At 52.6% G+C, this 20053-nt stretch carries 19 protein-coding genes, 1 other RNA gene and 1 other annotated feature; of the genes, 10 read left to right on the top strand and 10 right to left on the bottom strand.

The window, feature by feature from the left end; all coding sequences use genetic code 11:
* Positions 1-162: 162 nt before the first annotated feature.
* Together glnK and amtB are read left to right on the top strand one after the other, a co-directional pair.
* Positions 163-501: a P-II family nitrogen regulator gene (gene glnK / locus WG891_RS11740; RefSeq protein ID WP_002208627.1), complete on the top strand. Its 339-nt coding sequence runs from the start codon at positions 163-165 to the stop codon at positions 499-501.
* A gap of 36 nt (positions 502-537) precedes the next feature.
* Positions 538-1824: an ammonium transporter AmtB gene (amtB, locus tag WG891_RS11745; RefSeq protein WP_337262894.1), complete on the top strand. Its 1287-nt coding sequence runs from the start codon at positions 538-540 to the stop codon at positions 1822-1824.
* 62 nt (positions 1825-1886) lie between these two features.
* On the opposite strand, the gene tesB is transcribed toward amtB, so the two are convergent.
* A complete protein-coding gene (gene tesB / locus WG891_RS11750) occupies positions 1887-2750 on the bottom strand; it encodes an acyl-CoA thioesterase II (protein WP_076940567.1) in 864 nt (287 codons plus the stop codon).
* Between the two features lie 276 nt (positions 2751-3026).
* Between tesB and WG891_RS11755 the strand changes: the two genes are divergently transcribed.
* The gene (locus WG891_RS11755) at positions 3027-3518 is read left to right on the top strand and encodes a YbaY family lipoprotein (RefSeq protein WP_337262895.1); all 492 of its coding nucleotides are present in this window, start codon (positions 3027-3029) and stop codon (positions 3516-3518) included.
* 53 nt (positions 3519-3571) lie between these two features.
* On the opposite strand, the gene WG891_RS11760 is transcribed toward WG891_RS11755, so the two are convergent.
* Positions 3572-3886 carry an MGMT family protein gene (locus tag WG891_RS11760; protein WP_337262896.1) on the bottom strand — a complete coding sequence of 105 codons (315 nt, stop codon included), beginning with the start codon at positions 3884-3886 and terminating at the stop codon, positions 3572-3574.
* 156 nt (positions 3887-4042) lie between these two features.
* On the opposite strand from WG891_RS11760, the gene ffs reads away from it, so the two are divergent.
* Positions 4043-4139, top strand: an RNA gene (gene ffs / locus WG891_RS11765) — signal recognition particle sRNA small type.
* Positions 4140-4824: 685 nt separating this feature from the next.
* On the opposite strand, the gene WG891_RS11770 is transcribed toward ffs, so the two are convergent.
* From WG891_RS11770 to sdeX, 6 genes are all read right to left on the bottom strand, one after another.
* Positions 4825-5028 carry an HHA domain-containing protein gene (locus WG891_RS11770; RefSeq protein ID WP_024913899.1) on the bottom strand — a complete coding sequence of 68 codons (204 nt, stop codon included), beginning with the start codon at positions 5026-5028 and terminating at the stop codon, positions 4825-4827.
* A gap of 50 nt (positions 5029-5078) precedes the next feature.
* On the bottom strand, positions 5079-5447 hold the full coding sequence (gene tomB / locus WG891_RS11775; protein WP_337262897.1) for an Hha toxicity modulator TomB: 369 nt from the start codon (positions 5445-5447) through the stop codon (positions 5079-5081).
* A gap of 841 nt (positions 5448-6288) precedes the next feature.
* A complete protein-coding gene (gene ykgO, locus WG891_RS11780; RefSeq protein ID WP_024913901.1) occupies positions 6289-6429 on the bottom strand; it encodes a type B 50S ribosomal protein L36 in 141 nt (46 codons plus the stop codon).
* 12 nt (positions 6430-6441) lie between these two features.
* A complete protein-coding gene (locus WG891_RS11785; protein WP_337262898.1) occupies positions 6442-6699 on the bottom strand; it encodes a type B 50S ribosomal protein L31 in 258 nt (85 codons plus the stop codon).
* Between the two features lie 175 nt (positions 6700-6874).
* Positions 6875-10021: a multidrug efflux RND transporter permease subunit AcrB gene (acrB, locus tag WG891_RS11790; protein ID WP_337262899.1), complete on the bottom strand. Its 3147-nt coding sequence runs from the start codon at positions 10019-10021 to the stop codon at positions 6875-6877.
* Positions 10022-10039: 18 nt separating this feature from the next.
* Positions 10040-11230: a multidrug efflux RND transporter periplasmic adaptor subunit SdeX gene (sdeX, locus tag WG891_RS11795; protein WP_337262900.1), complete on the bottom strand. Its 1191-nt coding sequence runs from the start codon at positions 11228-11230 to the stop codon at positions 10040-10042.
* Between the two features lie 142 nt (positions 11231-11372).
* Here sdeX and acrR point away from each other — a divergent pair, with 142 nt between their 5' ends.
* The 3 genes from acrR (at position 11373) to mscK (ending at position 15885) form a co-directional block, all read left to right on the top strand.
* A complete protein-coding gene (gene acrR / locus WG891_RS11800) occupies positions 11373-12038 on the top strand; it encodes a multidrug efflux transporter transcriptional repressor AcrR (RefSeq protein ID WP_337262901.1) in 666 nt (221 codons plus the stop codon).
* A gap of 10 nt (positions 12039-12048) precedes the next feature.
* Positions 12049-12402 (top strand): DsrE/DsrF/TusD sulfur relay family protein, encoded by a 354-nt coding sequence (locus WG891_RS11805; protein ID WP_337262902.1) that lies wholly within the window; start codon positions 12049-12051, stop codon positions 12400-12402.
* A 156-nt stretch (positions 12403-12558) separates the two neighbouring features.
* Entirely contained in the window at positions 12559-15885 is a 3327-nt protein-coding gene (gene mscK / locus WG891_RS11810) for a mechanosensitive channel MscK (RefSeq protein ID WP_443006155.1), read from the top strand.
* 49 nt (positions 15886-15934) lie between these two features.
* On the opposite strand, the gene rsmS is transcribed toward mscK, so the two are convergent.
* Positions 15935-16120: a pleiotropic regulatory protein RsmS gene (gene rsmS / locus WG891_RS11815; protein WP_076940585.1), complete on the bottom strand. Its 186-nt coding sequence runs from the start codon at positions 16118-16120 to the stop codon at positions 15935-15937.
* A gap of 91 nt (positions 16121-16211) precedes the next feature.
* On the bottom strand, positions 16212-16748 hold the full coding sequence (gene priC / locus WG891_RS11820) for a primosomal replication protein PriC (RefSeq protein WP_076940587.1): 537 nt from the start codon (positions 16746-16748) through the stop codon (positions 16212-16214).
* 132 nt (positions 16749-16880) lie between these two features.
* Here priC and WG891_RS11825 point away from each other — a divergent pair, with 132 nt between their 5' ends.
* The 3 genes from WG891_RS11825 (at position 16881) to dnaX (ending at position 20020) form a co-directional block, all read left to right on the top strand.
* Positions 16881-17261: a DUF454 family protein gene (locus WG891_RS11825; RefSeq protein ID WP_076940589.1), complete on the top strand. Its 381-nt coding sequence runs from the start codon at positions 16881-16883 to the stop codon at positions 17259-17261.
* Positions 17262-17421: 160 nt separating this feature from the next.
* A complete protein-coding gene (apt, locus tag WG891_RS11830) occupies positions 17422-17973 on the top strand; it encodes an adenine phosphoribosyltransferase (RefSeq protein ID WP_076940591.1) in 552 nt (183 codons plus the stop codon).
* 97 nt (positions 17974-18070) lie between these two features.
* Entirely contained in the window at positions 18071-20020 is a 1950-nt protein-coding gene (gene dnaX / locus WG891_RS11835; protein WP_337262904.1) for a DNA polymerase III subunit gamma/tau, read from the top strand.
* Positions 19356-19420, top strand: a sequence feature (DnaX frameshifting element). Its footprint overlaps the gene before it by 65 nt.
* Positions 20021-20053: the final 33 nt, after the last annotated feature.

Genomic DNA, 20053 nt, shown 5'->3' on the forward strand with positions numbered 1-20053 from the left:
CGCTCATCAATACTATGCGCCCTTCTCCATCTTCAATCTTTGTGTCGCCACTCATCCGCATAATTGGCTGAATTTTAAAACGAAATAATTTATGGCATAGCCTTTGCTTTATAAGAATCGTACCGGGGGTAAGTTTTTGGGCTTAATTCGTGGAGAGGCAATATGAAGCTGGTTACCGTGGTGATTAAACCATTCAAGTTAGAGGACGTGCGTGAAGCGTTATCCTCTGTAGGTATTCAGGGTTTGACCGTAACTGAGGTCAAAGGGTTTGGTCGCCAGAAGGGGCATGCCGAGCTTTATCGCGGAGCCGAATACAGCGTCAACTTCTTGCCTAAAGTCAAAATCGATATTGCTATCGCCGACGACCAGTTAGATGAAGTGATTGATGTGATCAGCAAAGCGGCCTACACCGGCAAAATTGGCGATGGCAAAATTTTCGTTGCCGAATTGCAACGTGTCATTCGTATCCGTACCGGTGAAACAGACGAAGCAGCACTGTAATCACAGGCTCAGTAAAGTAAATGGGGATGGTTGATAATGAAAAAACTTTTATCCATGTTGGGCCTGAGTACGGTAACCCTGGTTCCTTCTTTGGCTCTGGCCGCTCCGGCAGTGGCTGATAAAGCTGACAATGCCTTTATGATGATTTGTACCGCGCTGGTGTTGTTTATGACCTTGCCCGGTGTCGCTCTATTTTACGGTGGTCTGCTGCGAGCCAAAAACGTGCTTTCAATGCTGACACAGGTTACCGTCACGTTCGCCTTGGTGTGCGTGCTGTGGGTCGTGTATGGCTACAGCTTCGCCTTCAGCGAGGGGAATGCCTTCTTTGGTGGTTTTCAGACGGTAATGCTGAAAGGGATCGGCATTGACAGCGTAACCGGCACCTTTAGCCAGATGATCCACGTGGCGTTCCAGGCTTCTTTCGCCTGTATTACCGTGGCGCTGGTGGTGGGGGGCTTTGCCGAGCGTATTCGCTTCTCCGCCGTAGTGATTTTTGCGGCCATCTGGTTCACCCTTTCCTACCTGCCGATTGCGCACATGGTCTGGGGCGGTGGCTTACTGGCTACCGATGGGGCGCTGGATTTTGCCGGTGGTACCGTAGTGCATATCAACGCCGCCAGCGCAGGGTTAGTGGGTGCTTACTTGCTGGGTAAACGCGCCGGTTTTGGTAAAGAAGCGTTTAAACCCCACAACCTGCCGATGGTGTTTACCGGAGCTTCTATCCTGTATATCGGTTGGTTTGGCTTCAACGCCGGTTCTGCCAGCGCGGCCAACGGCATTGCTGCCCTGGCATTCCTGAACACGGTGATAGCGACTGCGGGGGCGATCCTCTCCTGGACCTTCGCTGAGTGGATCCTGCGCGGTAAACCTTCTTTGCTGGGGGCCTGTTCCGGGTGTATCGCGGGTCTGGTAGCGATTACGCCGGCTGCGGGTACCGTCGGTGTGGGTGGGGCGCTGATTATTGGCCTGGTGGGCGGGGTTGCTGGCCTGTGGGGCGTGGTGACGCTGAAGAAATGGCTGAAGGTGGACGATACCTGTGACGTGTTTGGTGTGCACGGTGTGTGTGGGATTGTGGGTTGCCTGCTGACCGGCGTGTTCACCGCCTCTTCACTCGGTGGTACTGGCTATGCTGCAGGCGTGACGATGGCACATCAGATGTGGATCCAGTTGCTGAGCGTGGTGATTACTCTGGTATGGTCAAGCGTGGCGGCGTTTATCGCCTTCAAAGTGGCCGGGGCGATTGTCGGGCTGCGTGTACCCGAAGAACAAGAGCGCGAAGGGCTGGACGTCAACAGCCACGGCGAGAATGCCTACAACCAGTAATTTGCTGACCGAGTCACGATGGTGGTGCAGAAAGGGCGATGGTGACATCGCCCTTTCTCTTATTATGCGTCGCGCTGGCGGATAACGCCTTCCTGCACCGTGGTGGCCACCAATACCCCCTCACGGGTATAGAACTGGCCGCGTACAAATCCACGAGCACCGGAGGCGGAGGGGCTTTCCACGACATACAGTAGCCACTCGTCCAGGCGGAACGGACGATGGAACCACATCGAGTGATCGATGGTTGCTACTTGCATGCCAGGCTCCAGGAACCCGACGCCGTGCGGCTGCAACGCCGTTGGCAGGAAGTTGAAGTCGGAAGCGTAGCCCAGCAAATATTGATGGATCCGCGGATTATCCGGCATGGTGCCATTGGCACGGAACCAGACATGACGGTAAGGTTCTTCCACGCTACCTTTCATCGGGTTATGGAATTTTACCGGGCGCATTTCGATCGGCTTCTGGCCAATAAATTTTTCCCGTACCTTTTCCGGCAACATATGCGACAGCTTTTGGGCGATCTCCGATTCTGACAGCAATCCTTCCGGCGGTGGCACATCTGGCATGGTGTTCTGGTGTTCAAACCCTTGTTCCGGGGTTTGGAATGAGGCGGTCATGTAGAAGATCGGTTTGCCATGCTGGATAGCGCTGACACGACGGGCGCTGAAACTGTTGCCGTCGCGCAGGGTTTCTACGTCATAAATAATTGGTTGGCTGCTGTCACCGGGGCGCAGGAAATAGCTGTGAAATGAGTGCACACTGCGCTCTTCAGGAGCCGTCTGCTTAGCGGCATACAGTGCCTGACCAACGACCTGGCCGCCAAATACCTGGCGTAGCCCCAGATCTTCGCTTTGGCCGCGGTACAAGCCTTCTTCAATTTTCTCCAAATTCAGCAGGTCGAGGAGGTTTTGCAGTGCCTGGCTCATAAAGTGGTAACCCTTTTCATCATCTTGTTGCGCAGTGTGCGGAATATTACGGCAAGACGTCAATATATTGCATGATCCCTTGTGCCTTTCTGGCGGTATTCGTCCGTAGTTTATTGGGTGCTTAGGGTTGATAACCAGTTGTTAATTCCAGTTAAATAGCATCATGTGAGTTACTGATATGCGAAGGTGACGGTATTTGTTGGTGTTTTATGCTATATTTTATTGTTGTGGTGGTTTAAGCCACCAAGGTGTTGCTGAAAGTAGAGGAGACGCTCCATGAAACTCTGGCACAAAGTAGGCGGTGTGGCCGTGTTGGCCGTTACCCTGGCGGGGTGTACCCATCAGAGTGCGAATATGCCGATGCCGGCTCATAATGCCTCTGCGGTATCACAAGCGCAAATGCAAGACCCAGCGGTGAGAGGCTCAGTCAATATTCGCCAGCGTATTGCCTTGCCACCGGATGCCGTATTGACGGTCACGCTGTCCGATGCCTCACTGGCTGATGCTCCGTCAAAGGTTATTGCACAATCGGTGACGCGTACCGAAGGCCAACAAACGCCGTTCAGTTTCGTGTTGCCATACCACCCGGCGGACATTCAGCCTAATGCGCGTATCATTTTGAGCGCGGCGATTACGCTGAACGGCCAGTTGATTTTTATCACTGATACCATTCAGGAAGTGATCAACCGCAACGGGACTCAGGCCGAGCTGCTGCTGGTTCCTGTGCAGAATGTGCCTCTTCAGGTAGCCTCGGCTCTCACGCCTTAGCTATGAGCGCCTGAATCAACCAGCCTTTGAGCCTGACGGCCAAAGGCTTTTTTTTACCAACGCCAACGATAAACCTGCAGGTCGATACCGCCCTGCGCGCTAAACACGATACCTTCGGCGAGCAGCGCCTGTTTTTGCCGGGCGTGATCCTCGCCACGTAATGAAATCTGGCCGTGACGATTGATGACACGGTGCCAGGGGAGGGTGCTGCCTGCCGGTAACTTTTTCAGAACTCCCCCTACCTGACGTGCAGCGCGTGATGAGCCTGCTAACCGGGCGACTTCGCCGTAGGTTGTCACTTTCCCATAGGGAATGGCGGCAATTACGTGGAACACGCGCTGACGAAAGGTGGCCTCTTCTGGTGCCATGTCTCTATTTCCTGCTGCATAAACCGAGTAACGGAAGTGTGCCATAGCCTGGGTGGGTAAGAAAACAGCGGTTGGCCTGGGTTGGCTTGCTATTTGGGTGGCCATCACCGATAATGCCCGTCGCTTCGCAGTCAATGAAGCCGTCAATGGGGGCCCTGTTGGTTCTCCCGCAACACTAACTTGTGAACTCGGTCAGATCCGGAAGGAAGCAGCCGTAGCAGGTGACGTGTGTGCCGGGATGTAGCTGGCAGGGTCCCCACCAATTTCCCCCCAAAAAAATCCCCGGTTAATGCCGACGCTTTCTTTCGCTACCCTTATATCTAGTTGCGATAGCGGCCAGCGCATATTTTCACACCCTTAGCCGCCGCTGGTATGAGAGGCAACCACATTGTATGGGTTATTGCCTATTCGTTCTCGTACATTCCTTATGAATACTCACCGAATGAATAGATTTGTCTTCAACGTGCTAGAAAACCCTGTATTAAAAACACGGAAAATTTTGTTGTAGAAGAGGCTTTACTGGAGGATATACCCTTGATGGAAACACATGGCGATAATGATGCAGTAAGATATTGCTGCATTTTTGAAAAGAAATATCAACGGATTATAGAGTATTGGAAGTATATTGTTAGTTGAATTTAACGGTATGTTGTCAAACCGATTTATCTGAAAGTGAGAGCTATTTAGCGAAAATATATAAGATATATTTAAATGTTTAAGAATTAATCGCTGTTTATTTATAACAGACGTTACTTAACTGCACTGAAGCATTAACGCACAGCGCAAAAAACTGCCTATTCTTACCTGGAAATTGTTTCTAACTATTTCAATAAAATTCCCAGCAGCGTAACGTGGTTACCCTACTTTTAAGATAAATACCTAGGCAGAACAGCCATTGAAGCCGATAATGTTATCGGCTCAACACTATGCTACTTTGATTATCTTACGTATTTCCAAACAGCAGTTGGGATTTTATCGTACAGTTTGTTCATGGTCAGTTCGGCCAGGCGATGGTCCGCAGCAGAGTAGAACAGTTCCAACTCATCGTTAGAGAGTTCGTACTTATTTTTCTCTATAACACGCTCAAGAGTGTCAATCGTGGTGCATTTACGCAAACGCATCAGATAGTCAATTTTCGTCATGGTAACCTTTAATCTTATTAACCGTGAAATTATATGAGGATAATTATCCTCTAAGTCTTCATTGTCGTACAGATGCCCTCTCCCGAGAACATTCTGAATAACCGCGCCTTGGTCTTTTGCCAACGACGCAAATCGGAATCATTGATACCATAACTGCTGAACAGCGTATAGGTATCATCGAGATACTCCTCGACCAGTTCCGACAAATCACTTTCGTCCATGTATTTAATTCTAAAACTCATTACAAACGAAGCAATATGTTCAATCAACTCGTTAAGCTGCAGGTTGACGGCAGACGTCGGATCGTTTACCCACCCATGGTTGCTGTCACCCAAAGTGGCCATACCTTCGTCATACAAATTTTCACACAAGAATTTGAGTTGTGCAATATCATGCCCTTTAGGCGAATACTCATCCATATCATCCCCCGTAACTCTTAATTTCGGTGTTGATAACACTCTGTGAGTACACTGATTTACATCATAGACGGAGGTAGCTTAACAACGGCGAAATAAACTTTCCTCACAATGAATATAAATCATTTTTTGCCATCTGGCCTGTTACTATTACTTAAACTTACAATTCATCAGCAGTTGGCGTAAGGCAAGTCATCACTTACATCAAATAGTCGCCTTTTTCTTATCAGGATAAATTCGGTAGTGTCACTGATGTATTCACTACCGCGGCTGATCAGACTGGTGTTAAAGACGAACACTCTAAAGGTAACTTATTGAATAATCAATGTTGTTAGTGCTTTTGTCTCAAGCGTTACTCATGGGTTTTCAGAGTGGTTCACATTGTCTGAATAAAAATCCGTAACCGATCAACCTAGATTTCCCTGCTGAGAACCCGCTATTAATCACTTTTCTTAATTGTTTCGACGAAAGTATGTCTACTATGCCACAACGGATCAATGTCATAACTACGGGGTAACTGACGATATCGCTATTCGCCCTCCTATTGTACTCCTTTTTTGCGCATTAGTGGGCAAACTTTTCACGGCATGAAAATTTTTATTTTTTGTTCACCTCTATGCCGCCTTCAATAACCTGATTTACCACCGACGTGACAAAGGGTGTCGAAGGATGCTGGCTGCGTTGTTGGCGGCGATCTGTGCTTTTACTGTTACAGCATAACAAATAAATGACCGCTTACGGCAGTGAAATGGCGGGGCATGCCGCGGGGATAAAATTGGTTTTGAGAGAAATAAAGCCCCGTTGAACAGCAGCGGGGCTTGGATTTTAGGTGGCACTTTCGATGTTAGCGCTTTTTCTTACGCCCTTGTACCGCTTTGAATCTTGGGTTGGATTTACAGATCACATAGATGCGGCCATGGCGGCGCACGACTTTGCAATCTGGATGGCGATGTTTTGCTGAACGCAGTGAACTCAGAACCTGCATGATGACTCCTGGTTATTTTTTGCTGCTGAAGAAATGGCCAAAGCGTTGCTGGAAGCGGGCAGTGCTGCCTTCTTTCGAGAACTCTTTCTGTTTGCCGGTATAGTACGGATGTGAAGCAGAAGAGACGTCGATTGTCACGTAAGGCCAGTTTTGGCCGTCAAGATCGATAGTGCGCTCGGTTTTAATCGTCGAACCTACTTTAAAATAGGTATCGGCACTGAGATCGTGGAACACCACGATGCGGTAGTCGGGGTGAATGCCTGCTTTCATGATTGGCCTCAATTGTTATGTTATAATATAACAATAAATATAAATCGCAGCGAGAAGAGGAGCAAGGAGAAAATGCGTTGGCAGGCTTTTTAATCAGAGGAGCTTGCATTAGCAGCATGGCAGGCAAAGAAAAGGCCGCATCAGAGTGCGGCCTTGGTATTGAGCAGAAACGGTATCAGTGATGTTTAACCGGGTTGCTGTGTTCCAGGTCTTCAGACCTCTTACTGAAGCGGCGGCGAACCACCACGAAGAACACCGGTACGAAGAAGATGGCCAATACGGTCGCGGCAATCATCCCACCCATAACCCCTGTACCTACGGCATTCTGTGCGCCAGAACCTGCACCGCTACTGATAACCAGCGGCATAACCCCGAGGATAAACGCCAGTGAGGTCATCAGGATAGGGCGCAGACGCATACGCACCGCTTCTAAGGTGCCTTCGACCAAGCCTTTGCCTTCTTTTTCCATCAGATCTTTGGCGAATTCCACGATCAGTATCGCGTTCTTCGCCGATAGCCCAATGGTGGTCAGCAGGCCTACCTGGAAGTAAACGTCGTTCTCGAGCCCACGCAGGGTTGCCGCAACCAGAGCACCGACCACCCCCAATGGCACAACCAGCATGACGGAGAAGGGAATAGACCAGCTTTCGTATAATGCTGCCAGGCACAAGAACACCACGATCAGTGAGATAGCATACAGCGACGGAGCCTGGTTACCGGACAGACGTTCCTGATAGGACATCCCTGTCCAGTCATAGCCCACACCGCTCGGCAACTTAGACGCCAGTTCTTCCATCATGTTCATCGCTTCACCGGTACTCCTGCCAGGAGCAGCCTGACCGAGGATTTCCATTGATGGCAGACCGTTGTAGCGTTCCAAACGTGGTGAGCCAAACTCCCACTTCGCGCTGGAGAATGCAGAAAACGGCACCATCTGGCCTGAACTGCCACGGACGTACCACTTATCAATATCACCCGGCAACATACGGAACGGGGCTTCAGCCTGCAGGTAAACTTTCTTCACACGGCCACGATCGATGAAATCGTTGACGTAAGAACCCCCCAACGCAGAGCTTAATGTGGCATTAATATCGCTCAGAGCAACGCCCAGCGCCAAGGCTTTCTCTTGGTCGATTTCCAGTTTGAACTGTGGCGTATCCTCCAGGCCGTTAGGGCGCACACCGACCAGTAAGTCAGGGTGTTGTGCCACCATGCCTAACAGTTGGTTACGTGCCTGGGTTAATTTATCATGGCCCAGGTTGCCCTGATCGATCAGTTGGAAGTCAAAGCCGGTTGCGGTACCCAGTTCAACGATCGCGGGTAGGTTAAAGGCGAAGACCAAACCATCCTTGATCTGTGAAAACGCCCCCATAGCGCGGCCTACGATAGCTGGCACCTTGTTTTGCTCGCCGCTACGTTCAGACCAGTCTTTCAAACTGACGAAGGCCAGACCGGTATTCTGCCCCTGGCCGCTGAAGCCGAAACCGTTAACGGTAAATACCGAGTTAACGTTGTCTTTTTCTTGCGTCAGGAAGTAATTATTGACCTCGTCCAGTACTTTTTGGGTACGTTCTTGCGTCGCCCCTGCTGGCATCTGCACCATGGTTAACAGCATACCCTGGTCTTCTTCCGGTAGGAACGAAGAAGGCAGGCGCAGGAATAACAGGCCCATACCGACCACGATCAGCAGGTAGATCACCAGATAACGCCCGGTGCTGCGCAGAATGTTTGCCACGCTGTCGGTGTAGTGGTGAGTACTCTTTTCAAACAGGCGGTTAAACCAGCCGAAGAACCCGGTAGTTACGCCATGATCGCCTTTGGCGATCGGTTTCAGCATCGTGGCACACAGCGCAGGCGTCAGAATCAAGGCTACCAACACCGACAGCACCATAGCGGAAACGATGGTGATTGAGAACTGGCGATAGATGGCACCGGTTGAGCCGCCAAAGAAGGCCATTGGGACAAATACCGCTGACAGCACCAGGGCGATCCCCACCAGCGCGCCCTGGATTTGATCCATGGACTTTCTGGTGGCTTCTTTCGGCGGTAAACCTTCTTCCGCCATCACGCGTTCAACGTTTTCCACCACCACGATGGCATCATCCACCAGCAGACCGATGGCCAACACCATGCCGAACATCGTCAGGGTGTTAATCGAGTAACCAAAGGCGGCCAGAATCGCAAAGGTCCCCAATAGCACTACCGGCACGGCGATAGTTGGGATCAAGGTGGCGCGGAAGTTCTGCAGGAACAGATACATCACCATGAACACCAGGATGATCGCTTCAACCAGCGTTTTTACCACTTCGTGAATCGAAATCTTAACGAATGGCGTGGTGTCATACGGGTAAACGACCTTCAGGCTGGACGGGAAGAACGGTTCCAGCTTGGCCAGTTCAGCCTTGACCGCCGCCGCCGTATTCAGCGCGTTGGCACCGGTCGCCAGTTTGATACCGATACCGGAAGCCGGTTTGCCATTAAAGCGGGCGATCACGTTGTAACTTTCACCACCCAGCTCAACTCTGGCAACGTCGCGCAGGCGCACCTGTGAACCGTCATTATTGACCTTCAGCATGATTTTGCTGAATTCTTCCGGCGAAGTCAGGCGAGTTTGCGCGATGATCGAGGCGTTGAGCTGTTGGCCCTTAACCGGTGGCGTCCCTCCAAGCTGGCCTGCGGCAATCTGGTTGTTCTGCACTTTGATGGCTGTAATGACATCGCCAGGCGTCAGTTGGAAATTGTTCAGCTTGTTCGGATCCAGCCAGATGCGCATCGCATATTGGGAGCCAAACAGTTGAACGGTACCAACGCCAGAAGTACGGCTGATCGGATCCTTGATGTTGGAACCCACATAGTCCGCGATGTCTTCCTGCGTCATGCTGCCGTCTTCAGAGATAAAACCGGCAACCATCAGGAAGCTGCTGCTCGATTTCTCCACGCTCACGCCTTGTTGCTGCACTTCCTGCGGCAACAGCGGCATGGCCAGTTGCAGTTTGTTCTGCACCTGGACCTGAGCGATATCCGGATCGGTACCTGAGTTGAACGTCAGCGTAATCTGAACGTTACCAGATGAATCACTGCTGGAGGACATATACAGCAGGCCATCAATACCGTTCATGTTCTGTTCGATAACCTGCGTTACGGTATCCTGCACCGTTTTGGCATCTGCACCTGGATAGTTAGCGGCGATGGTCACCGCAGGCGGCGCAATGGTCGGATATTGCGCAATAGGCAGCTTCATTATCGACAAGATGCCTGCCAGCATAATGATGATGGCAATGACCCATGCGAAAATGGGGCGATCTATAAAGAACTTAGCCATGTATTACCGGCTCCTTTTTTATGACTTCTTCGCGGATTCAGGCTGAGTCTGAGCGGGAGCCTGGGCATCAGCTTCTTGCGCTTTCACCTGGGCTCCGGGTCTGATCTTCTGCAAGCCGGTGACGATCACACGATCGCCCGCTTTCAGGCCGGAGGTTACAAGCCATTTATCACCAATAGCCTGCGCGGCGTTCAGCGTACGCAATTCCACTTTATCGTCAGCGCCAACAACCAAAGCGGTCGCTTCGCCGCGTGGGTTGCGTGTCACACCCTGTTGCGGAACCAGTAAGGCATCGTTGCGCACCCCTTCATCCAGACGGGCACGTACGAACATGCCTGGCAACAACGCATCATTAGGATTAGGGAAAATCGCGCGGATGGTGATGGAGCCGGTGGTTTGATCCACGGTCACATCAGAGAACTCCAACGTACCTTCATGCGCATATTCCTGCCCGTTTTCCAGCAGCAGTTTCACCTTGGCTTTGCCGTTTTCCTGTTGCAGAGTGCCGTCAGCCAACTCCTGTTTCAAACGCAGAAAATCGTTGCTGGACTGGGTGACATCGACATACATCGGATCAAGCTGCTGTACGGTGGTCAGGGCTGCGGCCTGCCCGGTGGAAACCAGTGCCCCTTCGGTGACGGTGGAAATGCCAGTACGGCCGGAGATCGGTGAAGTGACCTTGGTGTAAGCCAGATTGATACGTGCAGCTTCTACTGCGGCTTTGGCGGCCACAACGGCGGCGTTGGCCTGCAGCTGGGTGGAAACCGCGGTGTCGTAATCCTGCTTACTGACGTAGTTAGTACCCAGTAAAGGTTTATAGCGTACAACCGTCAGGCGAGCGATTTCAGCAGCGGCCTGTGCCTTGGCCAGTTCGCCTTTGGCGCTGTCATAAGCCGCCTGATAGGTCGCCGGATCGATTTGATAAAGTGAGACACCCGCCTTGATATCGCTGCCTTCGGTGAAGTTACGTTTCAGGATAATGCCACTCACCTGAGGACGAACTTCGGCGATGCGATATGCAGCGGTGCGGCCAGGAAGATCGGTAGTAATGTTGAGAGGTTCAGCCTTCAATGTCACGACACCCACTGTAGGAGCGGGGTGTTGGGCACCTTGTTGCTGGGTTTCTTTATCGTTACATCCTGTAAGCACTAAGCTGCCTGAAAGCATCAGAACTGCCGCCAGAGGCGTTAACCCTCTGTTTTTGTTCATAGAAAAACCTCAAGTGTCCGATTTCAAAATGATCAATGGATCACAAGCTTTAAAACCCATTGCTGCGTTAATTTTATTCGCGTGCTATGGTACATACATTCGCGAATGTATGTAAATCACACTTCCCCTAAAAAGCAACGTCATGGCACGAAAAACCAAACAGCAGGCGCTAGAAACACGGCAACAGATTCTTGACGCTGCAGTGAGAGAATTCTCTGAACGTGGCGTTTCAGCAACGTCACTGACAGATATTGCTACTGCGGCGGGGGTCACGCGCGGTGCAATTTACTGGCACTTCAAAAATAAGGTAGACCTGTTTAGCGAAGTCTGGGAATTATCAGCGTCGAAAATAGGCGACCTGGAGATAGAGTATCAGGCAAAGTTTCCTGATAATCCACTGCGTATTTTAAGAGAGATTCTGATTTACATTCTGACAGCTACGGTCGATGACGGCCGTCGCCGTGCCCTGATGGAGATTGTGTTCCACAAGTGCGAGTTTGTGGGGGAAATGATGCCGTTACATGACGCGCGCAAAATACTTTATCTGGAAGGTTACGATCGTATCGAATGCGTGCTGCGCAATAGTATGGAGCATGGTCAGTTACCCGCCGATTTGCACACCCACCGTGCCGCGATCATATTACATGCTTATGTTACCGGCCTGATGGAGAACTGGCTGTTTATGCCGGAAAGCTTTGATCTGAAAGCCGAGGCGAGTGTATTAGTAGATACCTTCATCGATATGGTGCAACTCAGCCCGACCCTGCGCGTGCAGCCGCAAGAGCTGACGGACCGCCAGCCTTTATAAGGAGAGCCTTATGTCATCCGTTTTACTGATCGCCAATGGTGCGGCTTACGGCCAGGAATCATTATTCAATGCGCTGCGTTTGGCGATTACCCTGAAAGATCAGCAGCCCGATGTTGATCTCAAACTGTTTCTGATGTCTGACGCGGTGGTTGCCGGTATTGCCGGGCAGCAGCCGCGAGAGGGTTATCATCTGCAACAGATGCTGGAGATCCTGACGGCGCAGCAGGTTACGGTAAAACTGTGTAAAACCTGTGCCGACGCGCGCGGTGTCAGTTCATTGAAGCTGGCGGAGGGCGTCGAAATCGGCACGCTGGTGGAACTGGCACAATGGACGCTGGCGGCTGAAAAAGTGCTGACCTTCTGAACCTTAACCTTACATCACCAGCAACGTTTTTCTTATTCATTGCCCACCTGCGATCGTGATAGTCTGAGTTTTCCAATGTCAAACCGACGTTAAATCATGAGTCGCAGGTTTATCACCCCCTCTTTCTTGGCTGTTTCTTTGTTGCGCGGAGTGGATATGAGCCGCATTATCGCCGTCTTTCTGCTGTTGCTTGCCCTGGTTTTTCTGCCTTCCGTTGCCAATGCGATACAGAATAGCGATATCCCCTCACGCAGTGACATTCAGAGCCAGCTTGATGCGCTGAACAAACAGAAAACCCTGACGCCGGTCGAAAAGCTGTCCCAACAAGATTTAAACCACACCATAGAACTGCTTGATGCCATTGAGCGTACCCGGCAAGAGGCAAACGAGCTAAAGCTGCAGTTGCAGCAGGCCCCGGCCAAGTTACAGCAGCTCACCAAGGATCTGGAGGCGCTGAAAAATCCGGCCAGCGAGGCGTTGACCCGTGCAGAGCTGCAGCCGCTTTCCCTGCGGCAATTGGAAAGCCGCCTGTATCAAACCTTGGACGACCTGCAAAATACACAAGAAAGCCTTTCCACCTATAACAGCCAGCTTATTTCGTTGCAGACTCAGCCGGAACGCGTGCAGAGCAGCATGTACACGGCATCGCAGCGCCTGCAGGAAATCCGTAATTTGCTGAACGCTCGCTCGCCAGGGCAGGCGGCATTGCGTAGCACGCAACAGGAGATGCTCAATACCGAGCTGGTGTTACTTAACGCCGAGATAGACCTGCAGCGCAAGAGCCTGGAGGCCAACACCACGCTGCAGGATCTGCTGCAAAAGCAGCGTGATTACACCACCATGAATATTGATGCGCTGGGGCATCGGGTGCAGGTGTTGCAGGATGTGGTGAATAACAAACGCCTGACGCTGTCAGAAAAAACGGCAAAAGAGGCGCAAAATCCTGAAGATACGACCGACATTCAGCACGACCAACTGGTGAGCAAAGAGCTGAATATCAACCGCCAGATCAGCCAGCGGCTGATTGCTGCTACGGAAGAAAGCAACACCCTGTTCCAGCAGAATATTCAGGTCAAGAACTGGCTCGATCGTGGTTTGCAGTCTGAACGTAACCTGAAAGAGCAGATCCAGGTGTTGAAAGGCAGCCTGGTGCTGTCGCGCATTCTTTATCAACAGCAACAAAACCTGCCGCCAAGAACGCTGGCGGCGGACATGAGCACTAGGATTGCCGATCTGCGGTTGGAGCAGTTTGAAATCAATCAGCAGCGCGATGAGCTATTTAAAGGTGATGATTTCATCAATAAGCTGGTGGCCGCCAACAAGGAAAAAGCCAGCGTTGATGTGATCGATGCGTTGAATGAAATCATCGATATGCGCCGTGAGTTGCTCGATCAACTGAACAAGCAGCTTAATAACCAGCTGTCACTGGCCATTAATCTGCAGATCAACCAGCAGCAACTGACCAGCGTGTATACGTCGGTGCAGGATACGCTAACTCAGCAGATTTTCTGGGTTAACAGCAATCGGCCGATCGATCTTACCTGGTTGAAGGCGATGCCGGGTGCGCTGAAAGAGCAACTGGCTGGGCTGGATTTCAAGTTTGAACCGCGCCAACTGTTGCTTGGTGGGCTGCAGGCGTTGGTATTCCTGATCCCGCTGCTGATTGTTATCGGCTTGCTGCGCTGGCGTTATCGTCTGATCGATCGCCATTTGCAGAAGCTGGCCAATGATGTCGGCCAGCTCAAACGTGACAGCCAACTGCACACGCCTAAAGCCATCCTGTTAACCTTGCTGAAGGTGCTGCCGGGTTCGCTGTTGCTGTTGGGGGGCGGGTTCTGGTTCTACCGCGCGGAATTCACTACCAGCGATTTTATCTGGGCATTGTCGCAGCAGTTGGCACTGTTCTGGCTGGTGTTCGGTTTTGCCTTCCGTATGTTGGCGCCTGGCGGTATTTCCGAGCGTCATTTCAATATTCCGATCGATCGCTGTGAACATTATCGCCGCCAAACTTTCAGGCTGGGCCTGACCTTGCTGCCGCTGATCTTCTGGTCGGTACTGGGAGAAAAAGCACCGCTGCGGTTGGTGGAAGATGTTATTGGCCAAGTGGTGGTGATTTTGACGTTGGCGCTGTTGTCGGTGCTGGTGTTCCCGCTGTGCCGTGACAGTTGGCGTGAGAAAGGTTCCCACGCGGTGAGGCTGGTGGTGGTCACCATGATTGCCGTGATGCCCATGATCCTGCTGGGGCTGATGTTTGTGGGATATTTCTATACCACGCTGCGTCTGGCGGGGCGCTGGATTGACAGCCTGTATCTGTTTTTCCTGTGGAATGTGGTTTATCAGACGGCCATCCGTGGCTTAAGCGTGGCGGCACGCCGTTTGGCCTATCGCCGTGCCCTGGCGCGGCGCCAGAACCTGGCAAAAGAGAAAGAGGGGGCTGAAGGCAGTGAGGCGGTTGAGGAACCCCCATTGGCGCTGGATCAAATCAATCAGCAGTCGTTGCGTTTAACCACCATGGTGCTGTTCCTGATTTTTGCCACCGCGTTCTACGCGATTTGGTCCGACTTGGTGACGGTTTTCTCTTACCTCGACAGTATTTCCCTGTGGCATTACGCCACTACGGTCGCAGGCAGCAGCGTGCCACAGGCGGTGACGCTGGGCAATATGATGGTGGCGATGGTAGCGGTGATTGTCACCTATGTGATGACGCGTAACCTGCCGGGCCTGCTTGAAGTGCTGGTGCTCTCGCGTCTGCAACTGCGGCAGGGAACGTCTTATGCGATCACCACTATCCTGACCTATCTGATTACCGCCGTGGGGACGATAATCGCGCTGAGTTCTTTGGGGGTTTCCTGGGATAAACTGCAATGGCTGGTGGCGGCGCTCTCTGTCGGCCTGGGGTTCGGGTTACAGGAGATTTTCGCCAACTTCGTTTCTGGCCTGATTATTCTGTTTGAACGCCCGGTGCGGATTGGCGATACCATCACTATCGGTACCTTTTCCGGCTCGGTCAGTAAAATCCGCATTCGCGCCACGACGATCACCGATTTCGACCGTAAAGAGGTGATTATTCCCAATAAGGCGTTTGTTACCGAACGGCTGATTAACTGGTCGCTGTCCGACACCATTACCCGCGTGCTGATTAAAGTCGGTGTTGCATATGGTTCCGATCTGGATCAAGTGAAATCAGTGCTGCTGCAGGCGGCGCATGAAAACCCGCGCGTTATGACCGATCCTGAACCGCAGGTGTTCTTCCTTAATTTTGGTGCCAGCACCTTGGATCACGAGCTGCGTGTTTACGTGCGCGAATTGCGCGATCGCAGCTATACCGTCGATGAACTGAACCGCTCCATCGAGCGTTTGTGTCGCGAAAACGACATCAATATCGCCTTCAACCAACTGGAAGTGTATTTACATAATCAGCAGGGGAATGAGGTGCAGGAAGTGAAGCGAACGCAGAATAATGGCGGTCAACCGGCGGTATAACCTGGCAGAGCGATAAGGCGGTGCAGTATGAGTGAAACTCTGCCCGCCATCATTGCTGGCCCGTAGACTGATACAGAGAGGTTGTTACGCCCGCACGCTGGACTTTTTCCTGGTAATCCTTTTTGACAATATCCAATGCGGCCAGCGCCGTTGCCGGATCGATTTCGTTACATTCCAGCAGGTAAATCAGATCTACCGCCAGTTGTAATTCTGGAGAAGCATTTTCTAGAGACATAAGTCCAACATGTAAGTGAGATATCGCTTCGGTGAGTATAGTGAACATCGCCTAGGGGAGGGAATAATCATTCAAATAATGTGATAAATATTCAAAAACCGTTTTCTTTTCGTTCAATATTGCGTTCAATACGCGCCAATGCTTGCCGGCAACGGACTAACCGGCCTTCGATCGCCGCCAGTTCCTGCTGCAGTTTTTTCTGTGCGGCAAAAGTGGTTTGTTGCCCCAACAGGCTTTCCCGATCCTCGATCATGGCGATCAAACGGCGTTCATACTCCTGATGCTCGGCCAGCTTGTGATACAAATCGACGGCCACCACCTCTTTCGGCTGATTTTTGCGCCTCAACGTCTGTGTCGCCATTTCGCGCTGCAGGGCGGTGAGCTGCGTGACCAGTTTTTCCGCCAGAAAAGCGACGTGAGCGGAACGGTTATCTTTCACCGCAGTCTGCAACTGGGCAAAATTCTTCTGCACTTCAGCCAGATAATCGCGCAAGCGCGTGCCATGGTTAGCAAACAGCGCCGTATCAAAACGCGCCTGTGGGATCGGCACATCGCCACGGGGTTGCACCTCGCTGGCCAAAGTGGCGATCTGCTGTTCAAGGGCTTGTAGTAAGCGCTGGGTACTCACGGGGTGTCCTTTGGCAAAAGAGGTTATGCTTAAGCTTGCCCGCGAACGCGATCTGAAACAAGCCGCGAGTGGATAAACCTGTTACGGGTGATACAGTAAGCGGGCCATCATGATAATAAATAAAGGAAATGCATGACGCGTGGGTTATTGATCATAGTGGGCTGGCTGGCGGTGATGTTGGCAACGCTGGGCGTGGTGCTGCCGCTGCTGCCGACCACTCCTTTTCTGTTATTGGCGGCCTGGTGTTTTGCCCGTTCATCGCCGCATTTTCACCATTGGTTGTTATACCGTTCCTGGTTTGGTGCCTACCTGCGCCACTGGCAGCAACACCGCGCATTGCCAGCGGGGGCTAAATGGAAGGCGGTGCTGCTGATCGTCGTGACGTTTGCGGTTTCGCTGTGGCTGGTGAAACTCTGGTGGGTCAGGGGCGTTCTGCTGGTGATTCTGGTCGCTTTGCTGAGCTTTATGTTACGGCTGCCGGTTATTGATCGGGAGCAACAAAAAACGCGCTGATTGTGCTGCGTCAGTTGCATTTATCGCGCATTTTGCATAGATTTGGGCGTTTTCGTGCGCAGGTTTCTTCCCTTCATTGAATTCTTGTCCCAGGCATTGCCCGGTCGGGGTTTGAAGAGCCTGTATGGAAATTTTCAGGTAGTTTTATCAGGCAATAACTATGACCGCGACTGCACAGCAACTTCAGTTTATTAAAGACAGTATCAAAACCATCCCCGACTATCCGAAGCCGGGCATTCTGTTCCGTGATGTGACCAGCCTGTTGGAAAACCCGCTGGCTTACGCTGCCAGCATTGAGCTGCTGGTTGAGCGCTATCGTGAAACGGGTGTCACCAAAGTGGTGGGGACTGAAGCGCGTGGTTTCCTGTTTGGTGCCCCAGTGGCGCTGGCGCTGGGCATTGGTTTTGTGCCGGTGCGCAAGCCAGGCAAGTTGCCGCGTGCGACCCTCAGTGAAAGCTATGAGCTGGAATACGGCACCGATCGGTTGGAGATCCATACCGATGCCATCACCGCCGGTGACAAAGTGCTGGTCGTGGACGATTTGCTGGCCACCGGTGGAACCATTGAAGCCACCGCTAAGCTGATCCGCCGTTTGGGCGGTGAAGTGAAAGACGCAGCGTTTATTATCAATCTGCCGGAACTCGGTGGTGAAACGCGTTTGAATGACTTTGGCATTGATTGCTATTGCCTGGTCAACTTTGCCGGACACTGATTCGCCGCAGCGTCTCGGCATTACCATAACGGCCTCGCGGAACGCCGCGGGGCTGTGTTAGCATGGCCCTCCAGACCACTCGACTTCTCCGGTATCAATGAGCTATCAGGTTCTAGCCCGTAAGTGGCGCCCTCAAACGTTTGCAGATGTTGTCGGACAGGAACATGTTCTGACGGCGCTGGCTAACGGCCTCTCTCTGGGGCGGATCCATCACGCCTACCTGTTCTCGGGCACGCGCGGCGTGGGCAAAACCTCTATCGCCCGCCTGCTAGCCAAAGGCCTGAACTGTGAAACCGGTATCACCGCCACCCCTTGTGGCGAATGCGACAACTGCCGCGAGATCGAACAGGGGCGTTTTGTCGATCTGATCGAGATCGACGCCGCTTCGCGAACCAAGGTGGAAGACACCCGCGATCTGCTGGATAACGTGCAATATGCCCCGGCGCGTGGCCGCTTCAAGGTTTACCTGATCGATGAAGTGCACATGCTCTCGCGTCACAGCTTCAATGCGCTGTTGAAAACGCTGGAAGAACCGCCTTCGCACGTCAAGTTCCTGCTGGCCACCACCGATCCGCAGAAGCTGCCGGTGACGATCCTGTCGCGTTGCCTGCAATTCCATCTCAAAGCATTAGACGTTGAACAGATCCGCACTCAGTTGGAAACCATCCTGCAGGCGGAGCAGATCACCAGCGACGCCCGGGCGCTGCAGCTGCTGGCGCGCGCGGCCGACGGCAGTATGCGTGATGCGCTCAGCCTGACGGATCAGGCGATCGCCATGGGGCAAGGGCAGGTGACTACTCTCACCGTCAGCCAGATGCTGGGCACTTTGGATGATGAACAACCGCTGGCCATTCTTGAAGCCCTGGTCAGCGCCGATGGCGAAAAAGTGATGGCGCAGGTGGCTCAGGCGGCGTCGCGCGGGGTGGATTGGGAAACCCTGCTGGTAGAGACACTGGCCTTGCTGCATCGCATTGCGATGATTCAGTTGCTGCCCTCCGCGCTGGATAGCCATTATGCCGTGATCGAACAGCGCTTACGTGAATTGGCGCGCACCCTGCCACCGGCCGATCTGCAGCTTTATTATCAAATACTGCTGGTGGGGCGCAAAGAGCTGGCCTATGCGCCGGATCGCCGTATGGGGGTTGAAATGACATTGCTGCGCGCACTGGCATTTCACCCGAAAGCCGTGATCCCTGAGCCAGTTGCCATGGTGCAACAGGCTCCAATGGGGCAACCGCAAAGCCATATGGCAGCGGCCGCGCCACAATCTCAGGACTCGCCGCCCCCTTTGGGGCAGGCGGCCGCGCCACAGAATCATCAACCAACGAATCTACCCGATGCTACCGCGCAATTACTGAAAGCGCGCACCCAGTTGCTGCGGCAACAGGGGGCATCCACACCAAAAAAGAATGAGCCGGCGGCGCCAGGAACAGCGCGGCCGGCAACCTCAGCACTGGAGCGGTTAGCCTCGGTGACTGAGCGCAGCCAGAAGCGTCAGGCGGAAAAGGTGGTGGCGGAACCCGCCAAGCCGGAAGCCTATCGCTGGCGCGCGCAGACCGAACCGGAGGCCGCTCCTGAGCCACTGGCTACGCCAAAAGCATTGCGCACGGCGCTGGAGCATGAAAAAACGCCCGAGTTGTCGGCTAAACTGGTGGTTGAGTCCATTGCGCGTGATGCCTGGGCGGCAGAAATCGATCGCTTAAAAATACCGAAACTGGTCCAGCAACTGGCGTTAAACGCCTTTAAAGAGCGGCTGGAACCCGGCAGAATTTGTCTCCACCTGCGCTCTTCGCAGCGTCATCTGAATTCGCCATCGGCACAGAAGACGCTGGCTGATGCGCTCGGCGAGCTGTACGGCAGCCCGGTTGAACTCATCGTGGTGGAAGACGATAATCCGGCGGAGCGGACTCCGCTGGAGTGGCGGCAAGCCATTTATGAAGAAAAACTGGCACAGGCTCGCCAGTCCATTGTTGCGGATACCAATATCCAGACGCTGCGCCGGTTTTTCGACGCGGATCTGGACGAAGACAGTATCCGCCCTATTTAACGCGGCGCACCGTGCGCGGCCAATGCTATGTGA

The organism is Serratia sp. MMO-28 (assembly GCF_037199905.1).
Classification (GTDB): Bacteria; Pseudomonadota; Gammaproteobacteria; order Enterobacterales; family Enterobacteriaceae; genus Chania; species Chania oryzae.

What these genes read in the sequence shown, in the direction of transcription:
- glnK (WP_002208627.1), top strand. Translation starts at nt 163, where the DNA reads ATGAAGCTGGTTACCGTGGTGATTAAACCATTCAAGTTAGAGGACGTG.
- amtB (WP_337262894.1), top strand. Translation starts at nt 538, where the DNA reads ATGAAAAAACTTTTATCCATGTTGGGCCTGAGTACGGTAACCCTGGTT.
- tesB (WP_076940567.1), bottom strand. Translation starts at nt 2,750, where the DNA reads ATGAGCCAGGCACTGCAAAACCTCCTCGACCTGCTGAATTTGGAGAAA.
- WG891_RS11755 (WP_337262895.1), top strand. Translation starts at nt 3,027, where the DNA reads ATGAAACTCTGGCACAAAGTAGGCGGTGTGGCCGTGTTGGCCGTTACC.
- WG891_RS11760 (WP_337262896.1), bottom strand. Translation starts at nt 3,886, where the DNA reads ATGGCACCAGAAGAGGCCACCTTTCGTCAGCGCGTGTTCCACGTAATT.
- WG891_RS11770 (WP_024913899.1), bottom strand. Translation starts at nt 5,028, where the DNA reads ATGACGAAAATTGACTATCTGATGCGTTTGCGTAAATGCACCACGATT.
- tomB (WP_337262897.1), bottom strand. Translation starts at nt 5,447, where the DNA reads ATGGATGAGTATTCGCCTAAAGGGCATGATATTGCACAACTCAAATTC.
- ykgO (WP_024913901.1), bottom strand. Translation starts at nt 6,429, where the DNA reads ATGCAGGTTCTGAGTTCACTGCGTTCAGCAAAACATCGCCATCCAGAT.
- WG891_RS11785 (WP_337262898.1), bottom strand. Translation starts at nt 6,699, where the DNA reads ATGAAAGCAGGCATTCACCCCGACTACCGCATCGTGGTGTTCCACGAT.
- acrB (WP_337262899.1), bottom strand. Translation starts at nt 10,021, where the DNA reads ATGGCTAAGTTCTTTATAGATCGCCCCATTTTCGCATGGGTCATTGCC.
- sdeX (WP_337262900.1), bottom strand. Translation starts at nt 11,230, where the DNA reads ATGAACAAAAACAGAGGGTTAACGCCTCTGGCGGCAGTTCTGATGCTT.
- acrR (WP_337262901.1), top strand. Translation starts at nt 11,373, where the DNA reads ATGGCACGAAAAACCAAACAGCAGGCGCTAGAAACACGGCAACAGATT.
- WG891_RS11805 (WP_337262902.1), top strand. Translation starts at nt 12,049, where the DNA reads ATGTCATCCGTTTTACTGATCGCCAATGGTGCGGCTTACGGCCAGGAA.
- mscK (WP_443006155.1), top strand. Translation starts at nt 12,559, where the DNA reads ATGAGCCGCATTATCGCCGTCTTTCTGCTGTTGCTTGCCCTGGTTTTT.
- rsmS (WP_076940585.1), bottom strand. Translation starts at nt 16,120, where the DNA reads ATGTCTCTAGAAAATGCTTCTCCAGAATTACAACTGGCGGTAGATCTG.
- WG891_RS11825 (WP_076940589.1), top strand. Translation starts at nt 16,881, where the DNA reads ATGACGCGTGGGTTATTGATCATAGTGGGCTGGCTGGCGGTGATGTTG.
- apt (WP_076940591.1), top strand. Translation starts at nt 17,422, where the DNA reads ATGACCGCGACTGCACAGCAACTTCAGTTTATTAAAGACAGTATCAAA.
- dnaX (WP_337262904.1), top strand. Translation starts at nt 18,071, where the DNA reads ATGAGCTATCAGGTTCTAGCCCGTAAGTGGCGCCCTCAAACGTTTGCA.